Source organism: Chryseobacterium sp. FH1 (genome assembly GCF_000735135.1).
In the GTDB taxonomy this organism is placed as follows: Bacteria; Bacteroidota; Bacteroidia; order Flavobacteriales; family Weeksellaceae; genus Epilithonimonas.
This window is the reverse complement of the sequence record NZ_JPLZ01000005.1, coordinates 41,127-63,140: the sequence shown is the minus strand read 5'-3', so window position 1 is coordinate 63,140 and position 22,014 is coordinate 41,127. Positions and strand designations below refer to the sequence as shown.

Here is a 22,014-nt window from a genome sequence, read left to right as displayed (position 1 = left end):
TATTGAATTATAAATCACGCTGATCTTGCTGATTTGTCAAATTTAGCATATGACAATTTCCGAACTTAAAACTCTTTTTCAAAATGAAATTTCTGAACTTTATTCAAAATCAGAAATCGAGGAATTGTTTTCCATTTTTTGTGAACATCATCTGGAATTGAATAAAGTTGAACTAAGAATCAATCTTGAAAAAGAAGTATCAGAAATTGCTTCAAAGCAATTTTCAGAAGCCATTGCTGAACTGAAAACAGGTAAACCTTTCCAACAGATTTTAGGAGAAACAGAATTTTATGGAATGAGATTCTTCATCAGTGAACACGTTTTGATTCCAAGACCTGAAACGGAGGAGCTGCTGGAATTAGCGATTAGGAAAATCAAAGAAAAAGGTGAAAAGAATCAAGTCTTCGACTCCGCTCAGACTGACAACTCCACAATTCTGCAACCCTATCACGCTCCAACAAGAATCCTTGACATTGGAACGGGAAGCGGGATTATTCCGATTATTTTGAAGAAACATTTTCCGGATGCGGAAGTTTCTGCCATTGATATTTCGGAAGATGCTTTGGAGGTGGCAAAGAAAAATGCAGAGTTTCATAAAACCAAAATCCAATTTATTCAGAAAGATTATTTGAAAGAAGTCTTCTACCCTGCCCAGACTGACCAGGAAGTTTTTGACATTATCATCAGCAATCCGCCCTATATTGGAATTGAGGAAAATGTTGAAATTGAAGAATCTGTGAAAGATTTTGAACCGAATTTGGCGCTCTTCTCTCCTACTTCTGATGCTTTGATTTTTTATCGGAAAATTGCAGAAGATTCCCTTATTCATCTTTCAGAAAATGGAATGATTTTCTTAGAAATCAATCAGAAATTGGGACCCGAAACGTTGGAATTGTATCAAGAAGGTTTTTCGGAAGTTGAGCTTTTGAAAGACATTTCTGGGAATGACAGGATGATTTTTGTGAGGAAATAAATTTTGGTTAGCTTCATTATGGTATGAAGTGTCGCTAATCCTGAGCTATTAAACAGAAAGTTACTTTTTCTACAAACATATCGCTCCTAAAGGAGCAAATTAGAAATTTGATATTCTTTTGAATTGAACCCAACGGGATTGACCAGAAATAATGCTTTTTTATATTTTGAGTTTTAAAAATGCTCCAGAGGAGCAATATGTTTGTAGGATAATAGCGCAATGTCTCTCAAAGCTCCAGAGGAGTTCAACCTTTATTGCGCTAAATTATAGAAACATTGTTGATTATTATAGAATTTCATGGTGATTGTTTCGCTCATCCTGAGCTCTTAAAACAGAAAGATACTTTTTTCTACAAACATATCGCTCCTAAAGGAGCTTGTCAATTAGAGATTCTATATGCTTTTAGATTGAACCAAACGGGAGTGACCAGAAATAATGCTTTTTACATTTAGAGTTTTACAAAAAAATGCTCCAGGAGGAGCAATATGTTTGTAGGATGATAGCGCAATGTCTCTCAAAAGCTCCAGAGGAATTCAACTTTTACAACATAAACCTATAAAAATAAAACACTCTTGGTTATTGTGTATAGGTATTGATGCTGAACCTGATTTTCGATATTTTATTTGGAGATTGGAATGGCGAAAAGAAGTACGAAACCTCAACATAGCCCCGATGGTAACGGCATCCTTTTTTGTGATTGTGGAAAAATGTTCGATTGGATAGCTAAATGTCTTTCGCAATCACAAAAAAGATATAGTGGACAGCGGGTTGGAATGTTGGAACAAAAACGCAGTCGTCTTGCTACTACTATAAATGATAGATGATGAGTTATAAATGATAAACGGTGAATGATAAAATGATGAATGATTGCTATCCGATTTTTTTGTTGATGAAAATCTCGTAGGCCAAATAAATGAGTGGCAAAGCCATAATGCCGATAAACAAAGCGTTCTGCATCGCAAATTCGGGATAGGAAGCCACGGCGTAAACCAAGCCGAAAAATGCGCCACCAAGATGCGCGGCGTGACCAATATTGTCGTTGGCTCTCGGATTCAGCATCATATAAACGGAATATCCAAAATAGATGGCACCGAATGCGAAACCTGGAATGAACCAAATCTGAATGTCGTTGGGAGCTAACGCCACGGCGGCGAACAGAATCCCAGAAACGCCTCCACTCGCGCCAATTGCGGAATAAAACGGAACATTTTTGTACACATAGAGACAAAATAGATTTCCTAGAATAATGGAACCTAAATAAATAATCAAAAATCCGCCTATACCAAAGCCTATAATGGCAATGGGCGCAAAAATGTACAAAGTGTACATATTAAAAAGAAGGTGCATAAAATCGCCGTGGAGAAATCCTGCCGACAAAATCCTGAGGTATTCTTTGCGTCGCTGGATGGCTCCGACTTCGAATTTGTATTTGTGAAACAACTCGGGCTGTTGGAATCCTATGTAGCTTGTGATACAGGTGATTACGATTATGATGAGTAAAACGGTGTTCATTATTTTTTATTTATTTTTCAGGCTGAGTTATTCAGTTGCATCTTCGTCGAACAGACTTCCGATGGTTCCGCCGTCGTCGTCCAATTCAACATCTGAAACTTCTTCGATCTCGGGTTCTTCTTCTATGATTTCCGGTGGTTCTGGAATGGTGATGTTGATATTTTTAACTTTATCTCTAGTTAATTGATTTCCAATGGCTTTAATTCCTTTCACAGTGATAAACTCGTCCAAGTCTACGGTTTCTGGATCTTTTTGTTTGTCTTTGATTTTTGGATAGACCAATTCTGCAATAGCACCAATTTCTGTTGTTACAAATTCTAAGAAAGATTTAGAATTTTCGTTGCTGAAGAACGACTGAACATTTGGTGTAGCTTCCAGTAGGAAACGTTTTACGAAATATTTGTCCTTCTCGCCATCGAAATAAATACAGGTGATTGGCTGTTCTGGTTTCCATTTTTCGAGGATCAGATATTCGTCATCAAAACGGTTCATCAAGTCGAACGAAACTAATTTTGCTTCGCCGTGAGAATTGATGGTTAAAATCCTGTCGTCGCCTTTGAAATTTCCGAGTAAAGTCCCTCGTCCATCAGCATTGAGACGTCTTACGGAATCATCGAACCAAATTTTTCTTGGTGCTAATGTGGAAACGCCTTCTTCTTTCAAATCAACTTTCTTGACTGCATATTTTGTGACAAGATTGCCTTTGGAATCACGGCCTTTAATAGCAATTTCTGAGAAATCGATATCGATTTTGTTCTTTCTGACTCTTGCATTTGGTTTCAATAGTACAGAAACGACTTCTGCTTCACCATTTGGATTGGCTGAAAAATATAGCATTTCCGAACCTTTTTTGTCGGACGCCAATTTGTAATCTGTATTTCTTGTAACGCCGGTCACGGAGAAACGTTTCATATAATAAGGACCTTCCCGACCTTCCCGATAGATGGAATTGTAAACAGTGCGTTTGTCGTTCTTTTTCCAAACAGCAACGTGGACGATATTTTTTCCGATGAAAGTTTTTCCTTCCACTTTTACAACCTTCATAGTGCCGTCTTTTTGGAACGTGATGATGTCGTCTATATCAGAACAGTCGAACAGGAATTCGTCTTTTTTCAATGAAGTTCCGATGAACCCTTCTTCGCGATTGACGTAGAATTTTTCGTTTGCAACTGCTACTTTACTTGCATCGATTGTGTCGAAAATCCTTAATTCTGTTTTTCTTTCTTTTCCTTTGCCGTATTTCTTTTGGATATTGGTGTAATAATCTATTGCATAGACAATTAAGTTCTCCAAATGGTGCTTGACCTGCTCTATTTTTCCTTCTAATGCTAGAATATTTTCTTTAAATTTATCCAGGTCGAAACGTGAAATTCTTTTGATTCGGATTTCCGTCAATCTCAAAATATCTTCTTCTGTAACGGCTCTCAGCAAATGTTTGGTGTGCGGTTTCAAACCTTCATCGATTGTCGAAATCACATCTTCCCACGATTTTACTTCCTCGATGTCATGGTAAATCCTGTTCTCAATAAAGATTCTTTCCAATGAAGAAAAATGCCAGTTTTCCTGCAACTCGTGAAGCTCGATTTCCAATTCCCTTTTCAGCAAAGAAACCGTGTGGTCTGTGTTGTGTTTCAGTATATCCGAAACTGAGAGGAACATTGGTTTGTCTCCAACGATCACGCAGGCATTTGGCGAAATCGGAACCTCGCAATCTGTGAAAGCGTAAAGTGCGTCAATTGTTTTGTCCGGCGAAACATCGGGATGCAGATGGATATTGATCTCCACCAGATCGGACGTGTTGTCCTCAATTTTTTTGATTTTTATTTTCCCGCGTTCATTAGCCTTGATGATACTGTCAATCAGATCCCCTGTGTTTTTTGAGAAAGGCAATTCTGTGATGGTAAGTGTGTGCTTGTCCTTTTGGGTGATTCTGGCTCTTGCTCGGATTTTTCCGCCACGCTTTCCGTCGTTGTAATTGGTAACATCCAACATTCCTTCTGTAAGAAAATCTGGAAACAATTCGAACTTTTTGCCTTTAAGATACAGAATGGAAGCTGTGATCAACTCATTGAAATTATGAGGCATAATCTTCGTGGAAAGTCCTACGCCAATTCCTTCAACACCCTGTGCAAGCAACAATGGAAATTTTACGGGAAGGTCGATCGGCTCGTTGTTTCTGCCATCATAAGATTTGGTCCAATGCGTCGTTTTTGGGTTGAATACTACATCTAACGCGAAAGGTGTCAGTCTCGCTTCAATATATCTTGCCGCCGCCGCCGAATCTCCTGTATAAATATTCCCCCAGTTTCCTTGAGTATCAATCAATAATTCTTTCTGCCCCAATTGCACCATTGCATCTGTAATAGACGCGTCGCCGTGTGGATGGTACTTCATCGTGTTTCCGACAACATTTGCCACTTTGTTGTAACGACCATCTTCCAACTCACGCATCGAGTGCATAATCCTACGCTGAACCGGCTTGAATCCATCGAAAATAGAAGGAATTGCACGATCCAAAATGACGTAAGATGCATAATCCAAAAACCAGTCTTTATACAGACCCGAAACTTTCTTCAGGCTTTCCTCGTGATGTGTACTTTCTTCCATTAATCTGTTTCGGTATTATCTTCTTGCTTATTTTCTTGGTTAGCTTTTACTACTTTATTAAGAGAAAACTTCAAATCTTTAACTTGTTTATTGGTGAGATATGATATATCATATTTCAGAATCAAAACGTGGCTCTTTTTACTTGATACATAAATGTATAATTTTTTAAAAACAAATGCATTTAAAATACTGAATTTCAATAATTTATATTTCGGAAACTCATCCTTTACATCATTCTTTGAAAGCAAATACAGGATGTGACAATTTCTAAAGTTCAGCGCTTCACCATCGCTGTCATATTCGAAGATCGGTTTTCCCGAAAAATATAAACTTAAAACCATAAATATCGGAATAATCAGCAATACCCACGATTTATTTCCAAAAACATCAAACTTATTGACCTCCAATATATATGCAATCAGCCATAATATAAAAATTATACCAGCCAGCGAGTATATAAAACTGTACAATGGCGTTTTACTTCTGTTACTTAATCTCATCTTTGTGTTTTTTGTTTTGTGTTATTCTGAGGTTACTTCTTCATTCGTCAAACCGCTTCTTTTTTATCAATATCTCCTTCTTCAACCACCAAATTATCTAAAATAAAAAGCTGTCTGTCGGGTGTGTTTTTGCCCATATAAAATTCAAGAATCTGTGCGATGGTTTGATCTTTCCCTAAAACCACAGGCTCCAATCTGATGTCTTTTCCAATGAAATGCTTGAACTCATCCGGCGAAATCTCCCCAAGTCCTTTGAATCGGGTGATTTCTGGATTTTTACCCAATTCATTCAATGCTTTCAAACGTTCTGCATCGGAGTAGCAATATCTCGTTTCTTTCTTATTTCTTACCCTGAACAAAGGCGTTTGTAAAATATAAAGGTGTCCATTTTTAATCAAATCTGGGAAGAATTGTAGGAAAAACGTGATCATCAATAATCTGATGTGCATCCCATCGACATCGGCATCAGTAGCGATTACTACGTGATTGTATCTCAAATCTTCTAGACTTTCTTCAATATTAAGCGCGGCTTGCAAAAGGTTGAATTCTTCGTTTTCGTAAACGACTTTTTTCGTCAAGCCATAGCAGTTCAAAGGCTTTCCTTTCAATGAGAAGACAGCTTGAGTTTCCACATCTCTGGACTTTGTGATAGAGCCGGAAGCAGAATCTCCCTCGGTAATGAAAATCATTGTTTCAGATTTCCGTGTTGCTTTTTGATCATTATAGTGATGGCGGCAATCTCTCAGTTTTTTGTTGTGAAGTGAAACTTTTTTTGCACGCTCTCTCGCTAATTTCTGAATTCCGGAAAGTTCTTTTCTTTCACGCTCCGAGATCATAATTTTTCTCAGAATTGCTTCCGCCGTTTCGGGATTTCTATGAAGATAATTGTCCAGTTTGTTTTTAAGCGAATCTATGATGAAGGTTCGAACCGTCATTCCACCTGGTTCGATCTCATTTGAACCTAATTTTGTTTTGGTTTGAGATTCGAAAACAGGTTCGATAACTTTTATAGAAACTGCTGCAATGATTGACTTTCGAATATCCGCCGCTTCAAAACTTTTATTGTAAAACTCACGGATAGTCTTTACAAAGGCTTCACGAAATGCATTGAGGTGCGTTCCACCTTGTGTCGTATTTTGCCCATTAACGAAAGAAAAATAAGTCTCAGTTTGAGATTTGTCAGAATGCGTAATTGCAACTTCGATGTCTTCTTCCTTCAAGTGGATGATCGGATAAAGAATCTCGCTTTCCAATTCCTCTTCCAAAAGATCTTTCAATCCATTTTCGGAATAGAATTTTTCACCGTTGAAGAGAATCGTCAAACCAGGATTTAGGTAGGCATAATTACGCAGCATCCGCTCAACATATTCTTTTCGGAATTTGAAATTGATGAAAATCTCTTCATCCGGAATGAAGCTGATTTCGGTGCCATTTCTGTCAGATGAATCGGCTTCGGGATAATCGATCTTGATAATACCTTTGGAAAATTCCGCCATTTTCACTCGGTTTTCCCTCACGGATTTCACTCGGAAAAAGCCTGACAGTGCATTCACCGCTTTCGTACCAACACCATTCAGACCAACCGATTTCTTGAAAGCTTTGCTGTCATATTTTCCACCAGTATTCATTTTGGAAACTGCGTCCACCACTTTTCCCAAAGGAATTCCACGACCATAATCGCGAATGGTGACCTTGCCTTCATCCACTTTGATCTCGATGCGTTTTCCGGCTTTCATCACGAACTCATCGATGGAGTTGTCTATGATCTCTTTGAGGAGAATGTAGATCCCGTCGTCCGCAGAAGAACCGTCACCCAATTTTCCAATGTACATCCCAGGCCGTAGCCTGATATGCTCTTGCCAATCGAGGGTTCTGATATTATCTTCGGAATAGTTTACAGGATTGATTTCGCTCATATATTTTGATTTCTAAAAACGTTGAAACCGTAAAAGAATCGGTAACTCACAAATTTAACGAAATGAAATTTAATTTGAAAGTTTTGCGAAATTAATTTTAGTAGGCATCTTATTTTTTTTCAACAAAAAAGCCAGACGATGATCTGACTTTCATTTTTTCAGTAATAAAATTCTGAAATTACTTCTTAATTATTTTCTTAGAAATAATCTCTGCACCAGAATGAACATTAAGAATATATTGACCTGCTGGCAATCTTCTAATATCCGCTTCAGCAGATTGAGTTTCCAAAACAATTTTACCAGAAACATCATACAATCTGATTTTCTGAATATTATCTACACCTTTTATTTTAATGAAATCAGAACTTGGATTTGGATAAACCTGAAGATTAGCTTTGTTAAAATCCCAAACCGCCAACGTTTCTGTTTCCAAAACCTGAATGTTATCGATGATCAAAACCAAAATATTAGTACAATCAAAGTGTCTGAAAACCACCTGAACATCTTGACCTGCAAAATCTGAAAGATCAATCGTCACATGCTTTGCTTCTTCCATATACCCTGCATCCAAAGTCTCCTCAAACACAGCTGTTTCTGTTCCTGTAAAAGCAGAATTTGCAGGAATCACATAAACGGCGTAATGCTCCTGAAATTCTTCGTCATCGTAAGCACCAACATCAAATTTGAGCGTTAACTGTTTCCCAGAATTGTTAGGCAAAGTAATAACTGGACTCGTCAAAGTATTATCTGGCGTAAAAGCTTCAAAAAACCACGACCAAGAAGTTGCAAAATATCCCGTGAAAGCATCAACGGAACTATTATCAAACTCCCATTTTTGACCATCACCATCACGATCTGTGTTGATCCAAGAATTTCTTCCAGCTTCAGTTTCAAAATCTTCACTGAAAATAACTGTTTGCGCTGATGTTGCCAGACCAGTCATTAACCAAGAAGAAAATAGTAATTTTTTAAGCATAATCTTTTATTTTAAATTTTTCTAAAATTAAACAAAAAACGCTTCCATTACTGAAAGCGTTCTTATATTATTTTGAAATGTCTTTATTAAACATTAAATCTGAAATGCATAATATCACCGTCTTGAACAACGTATTCTTTACCTTCAACCGATAATTTTCCAGCTTCTTTCACTTTAGCTTCGGAACCGTAATTCATATAATCGTTGTATTTGATTACTTCTGCACGTATAAATCCTTTCTCGAAATCTGTGTGAATCACGCCAGCCGCTTGAGGCGCCGTCCAACCCTGACCAATTGTCCAAGCTCTAACTTCCTTAACACCAGCTGTGAAATACGTTTGTAATTTCAAAAGATCGTATGCTTTTCTGATCAATCTGTTCACACCTGGCTCTTCCAAACCAAGTTCTTCCAGGAACATCTGTCGTTCTTCAAAAGTCTCCAATTCATTGATATCCGCTTCGATTTGCGCCGCCAAAACAACAACTTCCGAGTTTTCGGATGCGGCCATCGCTTCGATTTTTGCAATCCATTCGTTTCCGTTTTTGATGGAATTTTCATCCACGTTACAAACGTACAAAACAGGTTTTTTCGTCAGCAACTGCACATCTTCGATCACTGTTTTTGTGAAGTCATCGAAAGGAAATTCTCTCGCATTTTTCCCATCTTCCACAAATTTTTGAAGATTTAGCAAAGTCTCATAAGTCAAGACATCTTCTTTTTTTCCTGATTTGATGAACTTCCTAGCTTTGTCAACAGCTTTTCCAAGTGTTTCTAAATCTTTCAGCTGAAGTTCTATATCAATGATCTCTTTGTCTCTTATCGGATCTACAGAACCTTCCACGTGGATGATGTTTCCGTTGTCAAAACATCTCAAAACATGGATGATGGCTTCACACTCGCGGATATTCGCCAAAAATTGATTTCCCAATCCTTCGCCTTTGCTCGCACCTTTCACCAATCCGGCAATGTCCACAATTTCTACAACCGCAGGCAAAACGCGCTCTGGGTTCACGATTTTCTCCAGCTCAAAAAGTCTGGTGTCTGGAACGGAAACAGTTCCAAGATTCGGTTCTATGGTACAAAACGGATAGTTTGCAGATTGTGCTTTTGCGTTGCTAAGACAATTAAAAAGGGTTGATTTTCCTACATTCGGAAGACCTACGATTCCACATTTCATAATTCTTTGTTTATGGTTTAATGTTCTGAGTTTAAACTTTGAATTTTAAACCTTGAACATTGAATTTTAAGTTTGCAAATATACTGATTTTTGCGTTTGAATTTTCTACTTTTACAATCTTAATTAAGATCAGGAAACGAATCCAAAATGGCCAGAAAAAAACGCGAATATCAATCTTCAGAACTTGTGAATTCCTTTGCGAGAATCTATGGTTTTGAGGATAAGTTGAAAGCTTTTGAGATCAAGGATTTTCTCGAGGATTATCTTTCCAATGATCTCTACGCCGAAATCGTGAGCGTGAACCTGAAAGAACAAGTCTTGATCATCAGAATAAAATCTCCACTTTTGAAAAACGATTTCCGATTGAGAAAAACTTTTTTCCTGAAAAAATTCCGTGAAGTTTTGAAAGATGAATCCTTAATCAATGATCTGTTGATCCTGTAGTAATTTCGTCTATCATTCGCTTGCTTCTTTCGTCCAGCCTAGATTTTAATGGAAAGAAAAAACGGAATGGATTTCTTACAAAATACCGGAAAATCTCACTGAAAATCTCTCTTGCTTCACTCATCTCCACCTTTCTCGATCGGAAAGCCAATAACATAGACAGTCCAAAACTGACGGCAAAATTGAAAAATCCAATGATGAAAACCGTGATGAAAGAAATCCAAAATGCGTAAGAACTAATCACAAAATCTTTCCCGTAAAGCCCAAGCGCAAAATTACCCGCAGCAAAAGTAATGTGACGAATATCAAGATCTAACCCTAAGAAAAGTCCGACAGGTGCGGTGGCGCCAAGGAAAACTCCAAACCAGAAATTAGAAACAATCCCTGCCCAATTTTTGGAATAATAAACGGAAAGTTGTTTTGCAAAACGTTGACCGAAGAAATAATTGACAAAGGGATTTTTGGCAATTCTCTTCGGAATTTGATAAAAGACGGAATTGTTACTGATATTACCCGAAATGACGCCCGAAATAAAGAGAAAAACCCCAGCAATACAGGCGTGCAAAATAGCTTTGGAATCAAAAGGATTCAAGTCGTGGAGCAATCTCGTAGATTTTTCGAAGGCGAAATTTTGTTTGAAAAGAATTTCCAATCCATAGATGATCGCCAACGAGACAGGAAACGACCACAAAACATTGCCCACAAATGCGATAAACTGAGACCTGAACAGCTGTGAAACGACGTGCGCAAATTCTATGTAAGTATTTCTTCCGTTACCTTCCGCCAAAACTTTTGCCATCGTCGCAGCCGTCATTGCCGGTTGTTTCGTAGCTAATGAAAAATGCATCAGATAAATCATCACAAATCCCATCGCATAATTCATCGAAAATAAAAATGCGTGTGCAAAATCACTTGCCGGAATGTAACTGTAAAGCATCTTCAAAACACAAAGTGCCCCAACAATGACGCCTCCCCCAGAAGCTTTCCAAAACATTTTCATATAAGACCTCAGCGTGGATGTGATGTAATGTGTTCCAGTTTCGGCCGTGTGATTGGTGATCAAATGCGACATCAATCTTGTGCTGTCCGACACGAGATCGCGAAGGTTATTTTTATGGGATTTATATTTTAATATATTGAAAAACAAGTGTTTGGAATTGATCAAATAATCTCTCTCATCATCTATCACAAACAATTTCATAATATCTGCCATCCTTTGCAACTGCTGACGGATCTTAAGAAGCGATTGATTGGTCTTGCCAGAAATTCCGTATTTGGAAGAATTCTTAAATGCAATGGTCACAAATTCAAGGCATTGCTCCAGATAAATCCTCGTCTGTTTGTAAATTTGATCCGTTGATTTGAGTTTGAAATCCGGATTGTTTTTGAACTCTGCATTCAGAATATCTAGTTCATTTTGAAGTGCAAGAAAGGGATTGTCGAAGTTCCTATATTCCGGTGCCATTTTCATCACCTCCACATCCAACGCATTTCCAATAACACGCCAAGCCAATATATTAAGCGAAAAAAGCAATTCCGTTTTAACGTGCGGATTACTAATGAACCTATCAATCTCCAGCAATTGAAACAACTCGTCCATCTTATCTTCCGGCGAATTTTGAAAAAACTGAAGATCTTTTTTCGGTGTTACCAGCACATTATCAACCAAATACCAAATTGTATTTTCGTTTTCTATCGGTGGTAAAATCTTATTAAGAAGGCGTTTTTTGAATTCTGGATAAAAGGCGTTTTCTGACAAAATATCAGCTTCCGTCAAAGAAAGATTGAAAGGCTTATCTTTGAAAATGTTGTGAATGTAGAAGACAAGATTGCCCTTAATCTTATGATTATCTTTCAGATAGGCGGTAAAAACACCCAACTCTTCTCGCTTGAGACTGCTGATAATTTCCGACAAAGGTTCCAAAGACAAAGTATCATTTTTTGTACTAAAATATTTTTTTAAAATAGTACTGAAACTGTCTTTTTTTATTAATCTAATCGCCATCTTAGCACAAAAGTAATCATTTCAGAACAATGTTATTCATCTGTCTCAAGATCCAATTGTGTTTTTTATTGAGGTACGCACTCGGTTTTTTTGGATCGTACTTTTTGGGATTTGGCAAAACTGTGGCAATCCACGCCGCTTCACTTTTGGTCAAATCTTTTGCAGGCTTGTTGTAATAATATTGCGCAGCAGCCTCAATCCCGAAAACACCCTGACCCATTTCGATCACATTAAGATATCTCTCCAGAATAATATCCTTGCCCCAAATTTTTTCGATGATGAATGTATAAATCGCTTCAAGGCCTTTTCGCAACCAGCTTCTACCCTGCCAAAGAAAAACATTTTTTGCAGTTTGCTGAGAAACCGTGCTCCCACCTCGCACAACTTTTCCCTTCTTATCATTCTTTTTCATCGCTTTTTCAATTTGTTTGAAATCGAAACCATTGTGGTTGAAAAACGCTTGATCTTCGGAAGCTAGAACAGCTTTTTTGATATTGGTTCCCATATCGTCGTATGAGATGTAATCGCGTTGCAATTTTCCGTATTTGAAAACGCTCCCCAACTGTGTCCAAGTGATCGGCGGATTGAAAAAGATTCCAAAAATCACAAAAAGTATATTAGCGATGATGATTGTAAAAATCAGCCTTTTGATAAACTTCCACATACTGCAAACAAATTTTCAGCGAAAATAAAACAAAAAAATAAATTGAACCCGTCAAATCTAGAATATTAAACTTGGAACATATCAAACAAAAAAGACCATAATAAATTGTGAGGTCCTAGTGAGCGCGTCAGGATTCGAACCCGAGACCGTCCCGATTGAAATCGGGATGCTCTATCCAGCTGAGCTTTTGATTAATTCTATAATCTTGACCTTACTTTTCCAAGATTTGATTTTGAGCTCCCTTTTGTAGGCAGAACTTTTATCTGTAAATTTTTCAGAATAAACAATTTTCCAATCTTTTGCTTTTGCAGTAAACCCAGAATGACTTGAAAGATGCTTTCGCAAACGCTCATCCAATTCTTCAGATGTATGACCAACATAGAATTTATTAAGAGTTTCCGAAAAAAGAATATAAAATTGAAACATAATTAAAACAAAAAACTCACAATTTACATTGTGAGTTTTTGTGAGCGCGTCAGGATTCGAACCTGAGACCGTCTGCTTAGAAGGCAGATGCTCTATCCAGCTGAGCTACGCACCCATTTGTAATTTTTTCGAAAATTACTAAAAATTGTCGGGGCGGCAGGATTCGAACCTGCGACCTCCTGGTCCCAAACCAGGCGCGATGACCGGACTACGCTACGCCCCGAGTAAGTCATCTTGTAGTTGCGGAGAGTAAGGGATTCGAACCCTTGGAACCGTTTCCAGTTCGCTTGTTTAGCAAACAAGTCCTTTCGGCCTCTCAGGCAACTCTCCTTAGCAATAAATAAGTATATTCGTCTATTCCCTTATTGCGAGTGCAAATATAGGAGAGTTTTCTATATCTACCAAAACTTTTTATTCATTTTTTTTCATATTTTTGAATGAAATTTAAACACAAAACCAACAACAATGCGTAATTCATTATATCTCACAACTTTAGGAATACTAATCATTTCTTGTGGCTCACAACAAAAAACGGTAAAAAGTAAAACACCCATCAAATCTACTACTCCGGTAGCCGTCATTCCTATAAAAAAACCGCAAATCAAACAAGATGAAGGCGACTATTACAAAGTCAACATCGCGGATATTACAAAAAATGACAACACGGTGAGTTACGGTTCTATTGTCAGCGCAAATCCGTCGGGATACAAAGTGACGAAAAATTATTTCCCATCTATCGGTCAGAATTTCCGTCAACGTTATGTGATTTTACACTATACAGTATTAGATGATGAAAAATCCATCACCGTTCTCACGCAGCAAGGCGTCAGTGCGCATTATCTTGTGAATACTCTGCCTGACAAGGAAATCTATCAATTGGTAGATGAAAACAAAAGGTCTTACCACGCCGGTGTCAGCAATTGGAGAAAAGATCAGAATCTAAACGATACTTCGATTGGAATTGAAATAGTGAATTTGGGTTACAAGACAGATTCTACTGGTTACAGAGTTTTCACGCCCTTTCCTGAGGAGCAAATCAAAAAAGTTGGAGCTTTGGTAAATGATCTTGTAGTGAGATACAACATTCCGCCGACTAATATCTTGGCTCATTCTGATATTGCACCAACAAGAAAACAAGATCCAGGTCCACTCTTCCCTTGGAAACGATTGTACGACGAATATCAAATCGGGATGTGGTACGACGAAACCTCGAAACAGACTTTCCTCAATCAAATCTTAACAACAAACGAAATTACTTTACAATATAATAATCCGGAATTTGTTTCCAGAGTTCAACAACAGCTGTCTCAGTTTGGTTATGCATTGAGCGTGAATGGCGTTTGGGACAAGGCTACGAAGCAAACAATAGAGGCTTTCCAATTCCACTTCCGACCGATGAATTACAGTGGGATTATGGATGCGGAGACTTTTGCAATTTTGCAGGCTTTGATTCAGAAGTATCCGCAGAAGTAAGATGAAAACTATTTTAAAAACTGAAAGATTAAGTTTAAGACCGATTTCTGAAAACGATACTGAAAACGTTTTTGAACTACAATCTTTAGAACAAACTTCGAAATTCAATACTTCGAAATCCCCGAGTGACATTAATGAAACAAAAATTGATGTTGAAAAATGGATTGCGGAAAACAATAAGGAAAACACCAAGCATTTTACATTTGCTGTTGAATTGATCAATGACGAAAAATTCATCGGATTAATTGGATTGCATTTAGGAAAGGAAAATTATAAGAATGCCGAAGTTTGGTTTCAATTTGATTACAAATTTTGGAATAAAGGTTATGCAACAGAAAGCCTTAGAAAAATAATTGATTTCGGTTTTGAAGACTTGAAGCTTCATAGGATTGAAGCTGGTTGTGCGGTTGATAATATTGGTTCATTCAGCGTTTTAGAAAAAGTGGGGATGTTGAGAGAAGCACACACGAGACAACTATTACCTTTAAAATCTGGTTGGTCGGATAATTATGGATATGCTATTTTAGAAACGGACTTAAGAAAATATTAGCTCTATAATTTTAAAAAATTTCATTAAAAAACCTCGAAAATAATTTCGAGGTTTTTTAATTTTATCACTTACTCAACAACAGAGAAACCCACTCTTCTCTCTGGATTTTCTTTTCAAGCTTCAGATTTTGCTCTGTGCAAACTTCCAGAATATCGTCCACATCGAAGAAGCAAAGTCCGGACAACAGTAGTTTTCCGCCGTCTTCCAAAACGGAAACATACGTCGGGATGTCAGAAATCAAAATATTTCTGTTGATATTTGCCAAGATGATTTCGAATTTTTCTTTCCCAAGATTGTCAGCGGTTCCCAACTCGATGTCCAGTTCTACGTTATTACGTACTGCATTTTCTTTGGAATTTTCCACAGACCATTCGTCGATGTCGATGGCAACGGTTCTGCCCGCTCCTTTTTGTTTTGCGAAGATGGCCAACACCGAGGTTCCGCAACCCATATCAAGTACTTTTTTGTCCGCCAAATCCATATCCAGCATTTGCTGAATCATCAGGTGCGTCGTAGGATGATGACCGGTTCCGAAAGACATTTTCGGCTGAATCACAATCTCGTGCATATTTGGGTCGGAGTCGTGGAATTCGGCTCGGATTAAGACTTTATCTTCCACATTGATGGGTGAGAAATTCTTTTCCCATTCCTCATTCCAATTGATGTTCGGCATTTCTTCGTAGGTGTAAGAAATCTCGACCTCATCATTTTGAAGGAGATAGATATTTTTCAATTCTTCTTCATTGAAAAGGTCTTTTTGAATATAGCCGAGGATGCCGTCATATTCTTCCGTGAAGCTGTCAAAACCGATTTCTATCAGTTCCGCCATTAATATTTCGTTCCAAGGTTGGAGAGGTTTTATTTTAAAATTGAATTCCAGATAAACTGCCATTTTTTAATTTTTTGCAAATTTAGGTTATTTTAAATTTTAAAGGAAATGAGAGATAAACACAAAGGCACGAAGAATTGATTTATAAAAACCGTTTTAAGGCACAAAGAATTATTTTCAATAATTGAAAAATTTTAATTTTTCTTGTGTCTTAAAACAGCATTCAAATAAAAGAACCTTGTGTCTTTGTGTTAAACTAATTCATCTTAATTTGATACGTAAATCCAATGTGAAACCACCTTCCAGGCATTGGAACCAAGTTTGTTTCCACATATTTTGTATTCGTCAGGTTGTTGATTAAGACATAAAAATTAAGGTCTTTGTATCGGAAATTGATTTGCTCATCAAGAACATTATAACTGCCAAGATTCACACGTTCCGAATATTTATAAATCAATTGATTACTGAAATATTTCAAAAGCTTCACATCGACCTGCGCTACAAACTGATGTCTCAAATTCTGCAAAGCGTATCTGGAAAGTTCCTTATTTTTATATTGATTGTCAAGATAAGTGTAGCCCAGACGATAATTAAGGAATGAGAACAATTGATGTTTAAATTCAGTTTCGAAACCTTTGAGGTGAATTTCTCCAACATTTTCCGCCTTCCAAGGACTTTCAGGCGTTTCTTTCAACCAATCGATGCCATTGTTGGTATTTCGGATAAAACCGCTGACTTTCGCCAATATTTTTTCATTCTGGAATCTATAGCCTAATTCTGATGAGATAGCACTTTCAGGAACCAAGTTTGGATTTCCAATTTCCGCCGGACTTACGTAATATAAATCGGTGAAAGTCGGAATCCTGAAACCTTTGGAAAACGCTCCAAAAACTTTATGATTAGAATTAAAAATATAACCGACATCCATTCCCGGGTAGAAGAAATTCTGCCCCGAATAATTCGCCCAACTCGCGCCAGGATTGACTTCCAGTTTTTGATTGAAGAATTTGAACTGGTGGTCAAAAAACACCTGCGTCACATCCCGCTCTCTGTCGCCCAAATTACTGCTCGCAAGAAATTCCTTCCTGTAATCTACGCCAATTCCCGTGGTTCCAAGCGATGATTCGTAAGTCGCATTTACCGTTCCGCCAACGTTATTTCCGATGTGCATATTTCTGTAATACGCCGGATTTTGACGGATAAAAAGATACATATCCTGCCCTCTCCGCCAATAAACACTTGAGTTCACAGACAATTTATCAAACCTTTGCTCATACTGTAAACTTACCACAGAAGCCTGTGTTTCCTCATATTGATTGATGGCGGTTGGCGATGCGTAAAATCCATTGGCTCCAAATTTCTTCTCAGAAAAACCAGCTTGAAGACTCAGACTTCCATCATTCAGCTTTAATTTATTTTGATAAAAAAAGTTTCTGAGTTGATAATCTGTATTGTAGCGGTAACCATCCGAAGCACCATTGCTAATCGTAAAAAGATTCGTAAAGTTCTCCGAACCAAATGTCGCAGAAGCTGACAAATCATAAGTTTTGAAATCACCGCCTTGCGCTTTTATCGTCACTTGTTCTTCGGAAGATGATTTGGTGACGATGTTGATTACACCCGCGTAAACATTCTGTCCATATAGTTTTGCCGACGACCCTTTCATAATCTCCACCCTTTCCACCGCCGAAATATCAAACGGAAGATTGAAGGTATTATGACCAGTCTGCGAATCATTCATCCTGATGCCATTCACCAAAATCAAAACCTGCTCAAACGAACTTCCCCGAATCGTAATATCACTCTGAACACCATTCGAACCTCGCCTTTTGATATCCAGCCCCGAGTGGAATTGCAACAATTCATCGATGCTTGTCGCAGGACTGTTTTGGATTTGTTGCTTGGTGATGACCGTCACATTTTCGTTCACATCATTATAAGGAATCGATAAAAATCGACCCTGCAAATTCACCTCATCGATTTCGTTTTCTTTGTTCTGCGCAAATCCATTGATTGACAAAACGACAAACGACAAAGCCACAATTATTCTCTTCATAGTTTATTTCCTTTCAGATAATCGGGCGCAAATATAGAGATTAGCCTGAGTTAAGTCGCTAAATTCATTAAGAAAATCTTAATAGTTTAAATCCAAAATCATATTCCAATTCGATATAATTTTCCGTAATTTTGTGGGTCTCATTTTTACTATGGCTACAACAACCGACATCGATATCAAGAAATTTCTTTTCGTTAAAAACGCGCACCTTAACAACTTGAAAAACATAGATGTTCTCATCCCGAAGAACAAACTGATTGTGATTACAGGCGTCTCGGGAAGTGGAAAATCCTCACTGGCTTTCGACACCATTTATGCCGAAGGACAGAGGCGTTATGTAGAAAGTCTGAGTTCCTACGCGCGTCAGTTTTTGGGGAAATTAGAAAAACCAAAAATCGATGATATCAAAGGTTTGGCGCCGTCTATTGCGATTCAGCAAAAGGTGATTTCTTCCAATCCGCGTTCTACCGTCGGAACTTCTACGGAGATTTACGATTATATGAAATTGTTCTTTGCCCGCGTTGGCCGAACGTATTCCCCGATTTCCGGCGAAGAAGTGAAGAAAGACAGCGTGACGGATGTCATTGATTTCATTAAAAATTCAAAGAAAGATTCGACGTTTTTGCTTTTGGCACCATTGAAATTTGATGCCGAGAATTTTGCCGAGCAACTTAAAACCTTGAAAGTTTCTGGATTTACAAGATTGGAAGTCAATGGAAATGTGGCTGGAATTGAGGATTTGGAAAGTTTCGGATTTGTGCCGGAGAAAGAGATGACTATTAATTTGGTCATCGACAGATTCAGTTACGAGGAAGATGAGAGTTTCCTTCAAAGATTGGCAGATTCTATCCAGATGGCTTTCTACGAAGGTCACGGCTACTGCTCTTTGAAAAATACAGACACCGAAAAAGTACGGGATTTCTCGAATAAATTTGAATTGGACGGCATTGTTTTCAATGAGCCTACAGTTCATTATTTCAGTTTTAATAATCCTTACGGTGCTTGCCCAACTTGTGAAGGTTACGGAAAAGTGATTGGAATTGATGAAGATTTGGTGATTCCGAATAAAAACCTGTCGCTTCACGAAGATGCAGTCGCGTCTTGGCGTGGCGAAAGTATGAGCGAATGGAAAAAGGATTTCATCAAAAAGAACAAAGATTTCCCTATTCATAAGCCTTACCACCAGTTGACCAAAGAACAGAAACAGTTACTTTGGAGAGGCGACAAAACGAAAACCTTCCCAAGCATTGATAATTTCTTCAAAATGCTGGAGGAAAATCTTTATAAAATCCAGTACCGCGTGATGCTTTCACGCTACCGTGGGAAAACGCTTTGCCCGACTTGCGAAGGCTTAAGATTACGAGAAGAAACGAGCTGGGTGAAAATCGATGGACACAATATCCAATCGTTCATCGAATTGCCTTTGGATGAATTCCTTCCATTAATAAAATCTTTAAAACTCAACGAGCACGACAGAGAAATCGCCAAACGACTGACCTATGAAATCGAAACCCGATTAGAGTTTTTGACGAAAGTTGGTCTCGGCTATTTGACCTTAAACAGAACTTCGAATACACTTTCCGGTGGTGAAAGTCAGAGAATCAACTTGGCGACCAGTTTGGGAAGTTCGTTGGTCGGTTCGATTTATATTTTGGATGAGCCGAGTATTGGATTACATTCCCGAGATACCGAAAATCTGATTGGCGTTTTGAAGCAACTTCGAGATTTAGGAAATACCGTAATCGTTGTAGAACACGATGAAGACGTGATGAAATCTGCGGACCATATTATCGATATTGGTCCGGAAGCTGGCTACCTCGGCGGTGATTTGGTTTTCAACGGCAGTTATGACGAGATGATGAAATCCGATACGCTGACCGCAAAATATCTGAGTGGCGAAATGGAAATCGAAGTGCCTAAAAAACGTAGAAAGACTAAAGAATATATTGCCATAAAAGGTGCACGTCAAAACAATTTGAAGAACATCGATGTGAATGTTCCATTGGAATGTTTAACCGTCATCACAGGTGTTTCCGGAAGTGGAAAATCGACTTTGATGAAAGAAGTAATGACGAACGCGATTCAAATCCAACTCGGAATGGGTGGAAAAAAAACGGATTATGATTCTGTGGAATTCCCTTCAAAACTGATTCAAAACATTGAATTGATTGACCAAAATCCGATTGGAAAATCGTCCCGTTCCAATCCAGTCACTTACCTGAAAGCTTACGACGACATCCGTGACCTTTTTGCAAAACAAAAATCAGCGAAAGTTCAAGGACTTAAACCGAAACATTTCTCCTTCAATGTGGACGGCGGACGTTGCGACGAGTGTAAAGGCGACGGCGTTATCACAGTGTCAATGCAGTTTATGGCCGACATCGAACTTGAATGTGAACACTGCCACGGCACACGTTTCAAAAAAGAAATCCTTGAAATCAAATACGACGAGAAAAATATCTCGGACATTCTTCATATGACGGTTGACGAGGCTTTGGAATTCTTCTCAGAAAACCACGAAGAAAAGATTGCGACCAAAATAAAACCTTTGCAGGACGTTGGTTTGGGTTATCTTCAACTCGGACAATCCTCTTCTACCCTTTCCGGTGGTGAAGCGCAGAGAGTTAAATTGGCATCATTCCTCGTGAAAGGTGTGACCACGGAAAAAACGCTTTTCGTTTTTGATGAGCCTTCAACGGGATTGCATTTCCACGACATCAAAAAATTATTGAAATCGCTTCAGGCATTGATAGAACTCGGACATTCGGTTGTCGTGATTGAGCATCAGCCAGATATTATGAAAACGGCAGATTACATCATCGACATTGGCCCGAATGCCGGAAAATATGGTGGTGAGGTTGTTTTTGCCGGAACGCCGGAGGATTTGGTGAAGGTAAAGGAGTCGGCTACTGCGAAGTATATTGCGGAGAAACTTGATTAAAATGTTTGAAATAAAAAAAATTCCCAATATGGGAATTTTTTGTTTTATATTTGTAAAAACGTAAGGGTGAGGGTTATTGCAAAAAAGATATTGCGGGAATTCTGGGAAATCCATTCGGATAGCGAACAGCAATTGAAAGCTTGGTATCAAGAAGCAGAAAATGCAACGTGGAAAAATCTGAATGAAATGAAAAACGATTTCCCGAGCGCAAGTATTTTAAAAGACAGTCGGATTTGTTTCAATATCAAAGGAAATAATTACAGACTGATTGTCAAGATTAATTTTGAATATCAGATGATGTGGATAAGGTTCATCGGAACTCACGCAGAATATGATAAAATCGATGCCAATAAAATTTAAACAATGAAGAATCTAAAACCAATAAAAACCGAACAAGATTACAATCAAGCTTTGGAAAGGCTGGAAGATATTTTCGATGCAAAACCAAATTCACAAGAAGGCGATGAACTAGAAATCCTTGGAATTCTAATAGAAAAATATGAGAATGAAAATTTCCCGATAGAACTTCCCGACCCAATAGAAGCCATCAAATTCCGAATGGAACAGCTTAATTTCTCACAAAACGATTTGGCAAATATCATCGGTTTGAAAAGCAGAGCCAGCGAAATCCTAAATAAAAAAAGGAAACTTTCTTTGGAAATGATTAGAAATCTGAGCGAGAAACTTCATATTCCATCAGAAGTTCTAATTCAGGTTTATTAGACTTATCCACAAAAAAATGTGGATAACTACGAAACTTTAACATTCAGTTTACATTTCGTATTGTTTTTCTTTCTAAATTTACATCAATAAGATTTAGTAAATCGTTATGAAAACTTATCTATTTTCAATCAGAATCACTCAAATTTATTTGATATAAAAATCAAAGGATAGCATTGTCGGCTATCCTTTTTTGTTGTTGTTTAACTAAAAAAATGAGATGTCTTTATCTATTGAGCCGGCT

18 protein-coding genes and 3 tRNA genes are annotated in these 22,014 nt (G+C 37.9%); 7 read left to right on the top strand and 14 right to left on the bottom strand.

Annotated elements, in window-relative coordinates; all coding sequences use genetic code 11:
* The first annotated feature begins 49 nt into the window (after positions 1-49).
* Positions 50-973: a peptide chain release factor N(5)-glutamine methyltransferase gene (prmC, locus tag IO90_RS06045; RefSeq protein WP_034964997.1), complete on the top strand. Its 924-nt coding sequence runs from the start codon at positions 50-52 to the stop codon at positions 971-973.
* Positions 974-1,843: 870 nt separating this feature from the next.
* Here the strand turns inward: prmC and IO90_RS06035 are convergent.
* From IO90_RS06035 to ychF, 6 genes are all read right to left on the bottom strand, one after another.
* Complete coding sequence (locus IO90_RS06035) at positions 1,844-2,485, bottom strand: rhomboid family intramembrane serine protease (RefSeq protein ID WP_034964995.1); 642 nt, start codon at positions 2,483-2,485, stop codon at positions 1,844-1,846.
* A gap of 27 nt (positions 2,486-2,512) precedes the next feature.
* Positions 2,513-5,092, bottom strand: coding sequence for a DNA gyrase/topoisomerase IV subunit A (locus IO90_RS06030; protein WP_034964994.1), 2,580 nt, complete (start codon positions 5,090-5,092; stop codon positions 2,513-2,515).
* Positions 5,092-5,592, bottom strand: coding sequence for a hypothetical protein (locus IO90_RS06025; RefSeq protein WP_034964993.1), 501 nt, complete (start codon positions 5,590-5,592; stop codon positions 5,092-5,094). Before IO90_RS06025 ends, IO90_RS06030 begins: the two co-directional genes overlap by 1 nt.
* Positions 5,593-5,639: 47 nt before the next feature.
* On the bottom strand, positions 5,640-7,508 hold the full coding sequence (locus IO90_RS06020) for a DNA topoisomerase IV subunit B (protein ID WP_034964992.1): 1,869 nt from the start codon (positions 7,506-7,508) through the stop codon (positions 5,640-5,642).
* Between the two features lie 178 nt (positions 7,509-7,686).
* A complete protein-coding gene (locus IO90_RS06015; RefSeq protein WP_034964990.1) occupies positions 7,687-8,484 on the bottom strand; it encodes a T9SS-dependent choice-of-anchor J family protein in 798 nt (265 codons plus the stop codon).
* 86 nt (positions 8,485-8,570) lie between these two features.
* Positions 8,571-9,662 carry a redox-regulated ATPase YchF gene (gene ychF / locus IO90_RS06010; protein WP_034964989.1) on the bottom strand — a complete coding sequence of 364 codons (1,092 nt, stop codon included), beginning with the start codon at positions 9,660-9,662 and terminating at the stop codon, positions 8,571-8,573.
* Positions 9,663-9,809: 147 nt separating this feature from the next.
* Here ychF and IO90_RS06005 point away from each other — a divergent pair, with 147 nt between their 5' ends.
* The gene (locus IO90_RS06005) at positions 9,810-10,106 is read left to right on the top strand and encodes a hypothetical protein (RefSeq protein WP_034964988.1); all 297 of its coding nucleotides are present in this window, start codon (positions 9,810-9,812) and stop codon (positions 10,104-10,106) included.
* Here the strand turns inward: IO90_RS06005 and IO90_RS06000 are convergent.
* From IO90_RS06000 to IO90_RS05975, 6 genes are all read right to left on the bottom strand, one after another.
* The gene (locus tag IO90_RS06000) at positions 10,084-12,111 is read right to left on the bottom strand and encodes a recombinase (RefSeq protein ID WP_081871782.1); all 2,028 of its coding nucleotides are present in this window, start codon (positions 12,109-12,111) and stop codon (positions 10,084-10,086) included. The genes IO90_RS06005 and IO90_RS06000 overlap by 23 nt on opposite strands.
* A 16-nt stretch (positions 12,112-12,127) precedes the next feature.
* Complete coding sequence (mtgA, locus tag IO90_RS05995; protein WP_034964986.1) at positions 12,128-12,775, bottom strand: monofunctional biosynthetic peptidoglycan transglycosylase; 648 nt, start codon at positions 12,773-12,775, stop codon at positions 12,128-12,130.
* A 171-nt stretch (positions 12,776-12,946) separates the two neighbouring features.
* A complete protein-coding gene (locus IO90_RS05990) occupies positions 12,947-13,201 on the bottom strand; it encodes a GIY-YIG nuclease family protein (RefSeq protein ID WP_034964985.1) in 255 nt (84 codons plus the stop codon).
* Positions 13,202-13,242: 41 nt separating this feature from the next.
* Positions 13,243-13,316 (bottom strand) — tRNA-Arg (locus IO90_RS05985).
* Positions 13,317-13,349: 33 nt separating this feature from the next.
* Positions 13,350-13,424 (bottom strand) — tRNA-Pro (locus tag IO90_RS05980).
* 20 nt (positions 13,425-13,444) lie between these two features.
* Positions 13,445-13,531, bottom strand: a tRNA-Ser gene (locus tag IO90_RS05975).
* Positions 13,532-13,666: 135 nt separating this feature from the next.
* On the opposite strand from IO90_RS05975, the gene IO90_RS05970 reads away from it, so the two are divergent.
* Together IO90_RS05970 and IO90_RS05965 are read left to right on the top strand one after the other, a co-directional pair.
* The gene (locus IO90_RS05970; protein ID WP_034964984.1) at positions 13,667-14,674 is read left to right on the top strand and encodes an N-acetylmuramoyl-L-alanine amidase; all 1,008 of its coding nucleotides are present in this window, start codon (positions 13,667-13,669) and stop codon (positions 14,672-14,674) included.
* A gap of 1 nt (position 14,675) precedes the next feature.
* Positions 14,676-15,224: a GNAT family N-acetyltransferase gene (locus IO90_RS05965; RefSeq protein ID WP_034964983.1), complete on the top strand. Its 549-nt coding sequence runs from the start codon at positions 14,676-14,678 to the stop codon at positions 15,222-15,224.
* 64 nt (positions 15,225-15,288) lie between these two features.
* Here IO90_RS05965 and prmA read toward each other — a convergent pair whose 3' ends face one another.
* The gene (prmA, locus tag IO90_RS05960) at positions 15,289-16,116 is read right to left on the bottom strand and encodes a 50S ribosomal protein L11 methyltransferase (RefSeq protein WP_034964982.1); all 828 of its coding nucleotides are present in this window, start codon (positions 16,114-16,116) and stop codon (positions 15,289-15,291) included.
* Between the two features lie 193 nt (positions 16,117-16,309).
* Positions 16,310-18,109, bottom strand: a complete 1,800-nt coding sequence (locus IO90_RS05955; RefSeq protein ID WP_034964980.1) for a TonB-dependent receptor plug domain-containing protein — start codon at positions 18,107-18,109, stop codon at positions 16,310-16,312.
* 151 nt (positions 18,110-18,260) lie between these two features.
* Here IO90_RS05955 and uvrA point away from each other — a divergent pair, with 151 nt between their 5' ends.
* From uvrA to IO90_RS05940, 3 genes are all read left to right on the top strand, one after another.
* Positions 18,261-21,050, top strand: a complete 2,790-nt coding sequence (gene uvrA, locus IO90_RS05950; protein WP_034964979.1) for an excinuclease ABC subunit UvrA — start codon at positions 18,261-18,263, stop codon at positions 21,048-21,050.
* Positions 21,051-21,116: 66 nt separating this feature from the next.
* A complete protein-coding gene (locus tag IO90_RS05945; RefSeq protein WP_034964978.1) occupies positions 21,117-21,410 on the top strand; it encodes a type II toxin-antitoxin system HigB family toxin in 294 nt (97 codons plus the stop codon).
* Positions 21,411-21,413: 3 nt separating this feature from the next.
* On the top strand, positions 21,414-21,773 hold the full coding sequence (locus IO90_RS05940) for a type II toxin-antitoxin system HigA family antitoxin (RefSeq protein ID WP_034964976.1): 360 nt from the start codon (positions 21,414-21,416) through the stop codon (positions 21,771-21,773).
* Positions 21,774-22,014 lie beyond the last annotated feature (241 nt).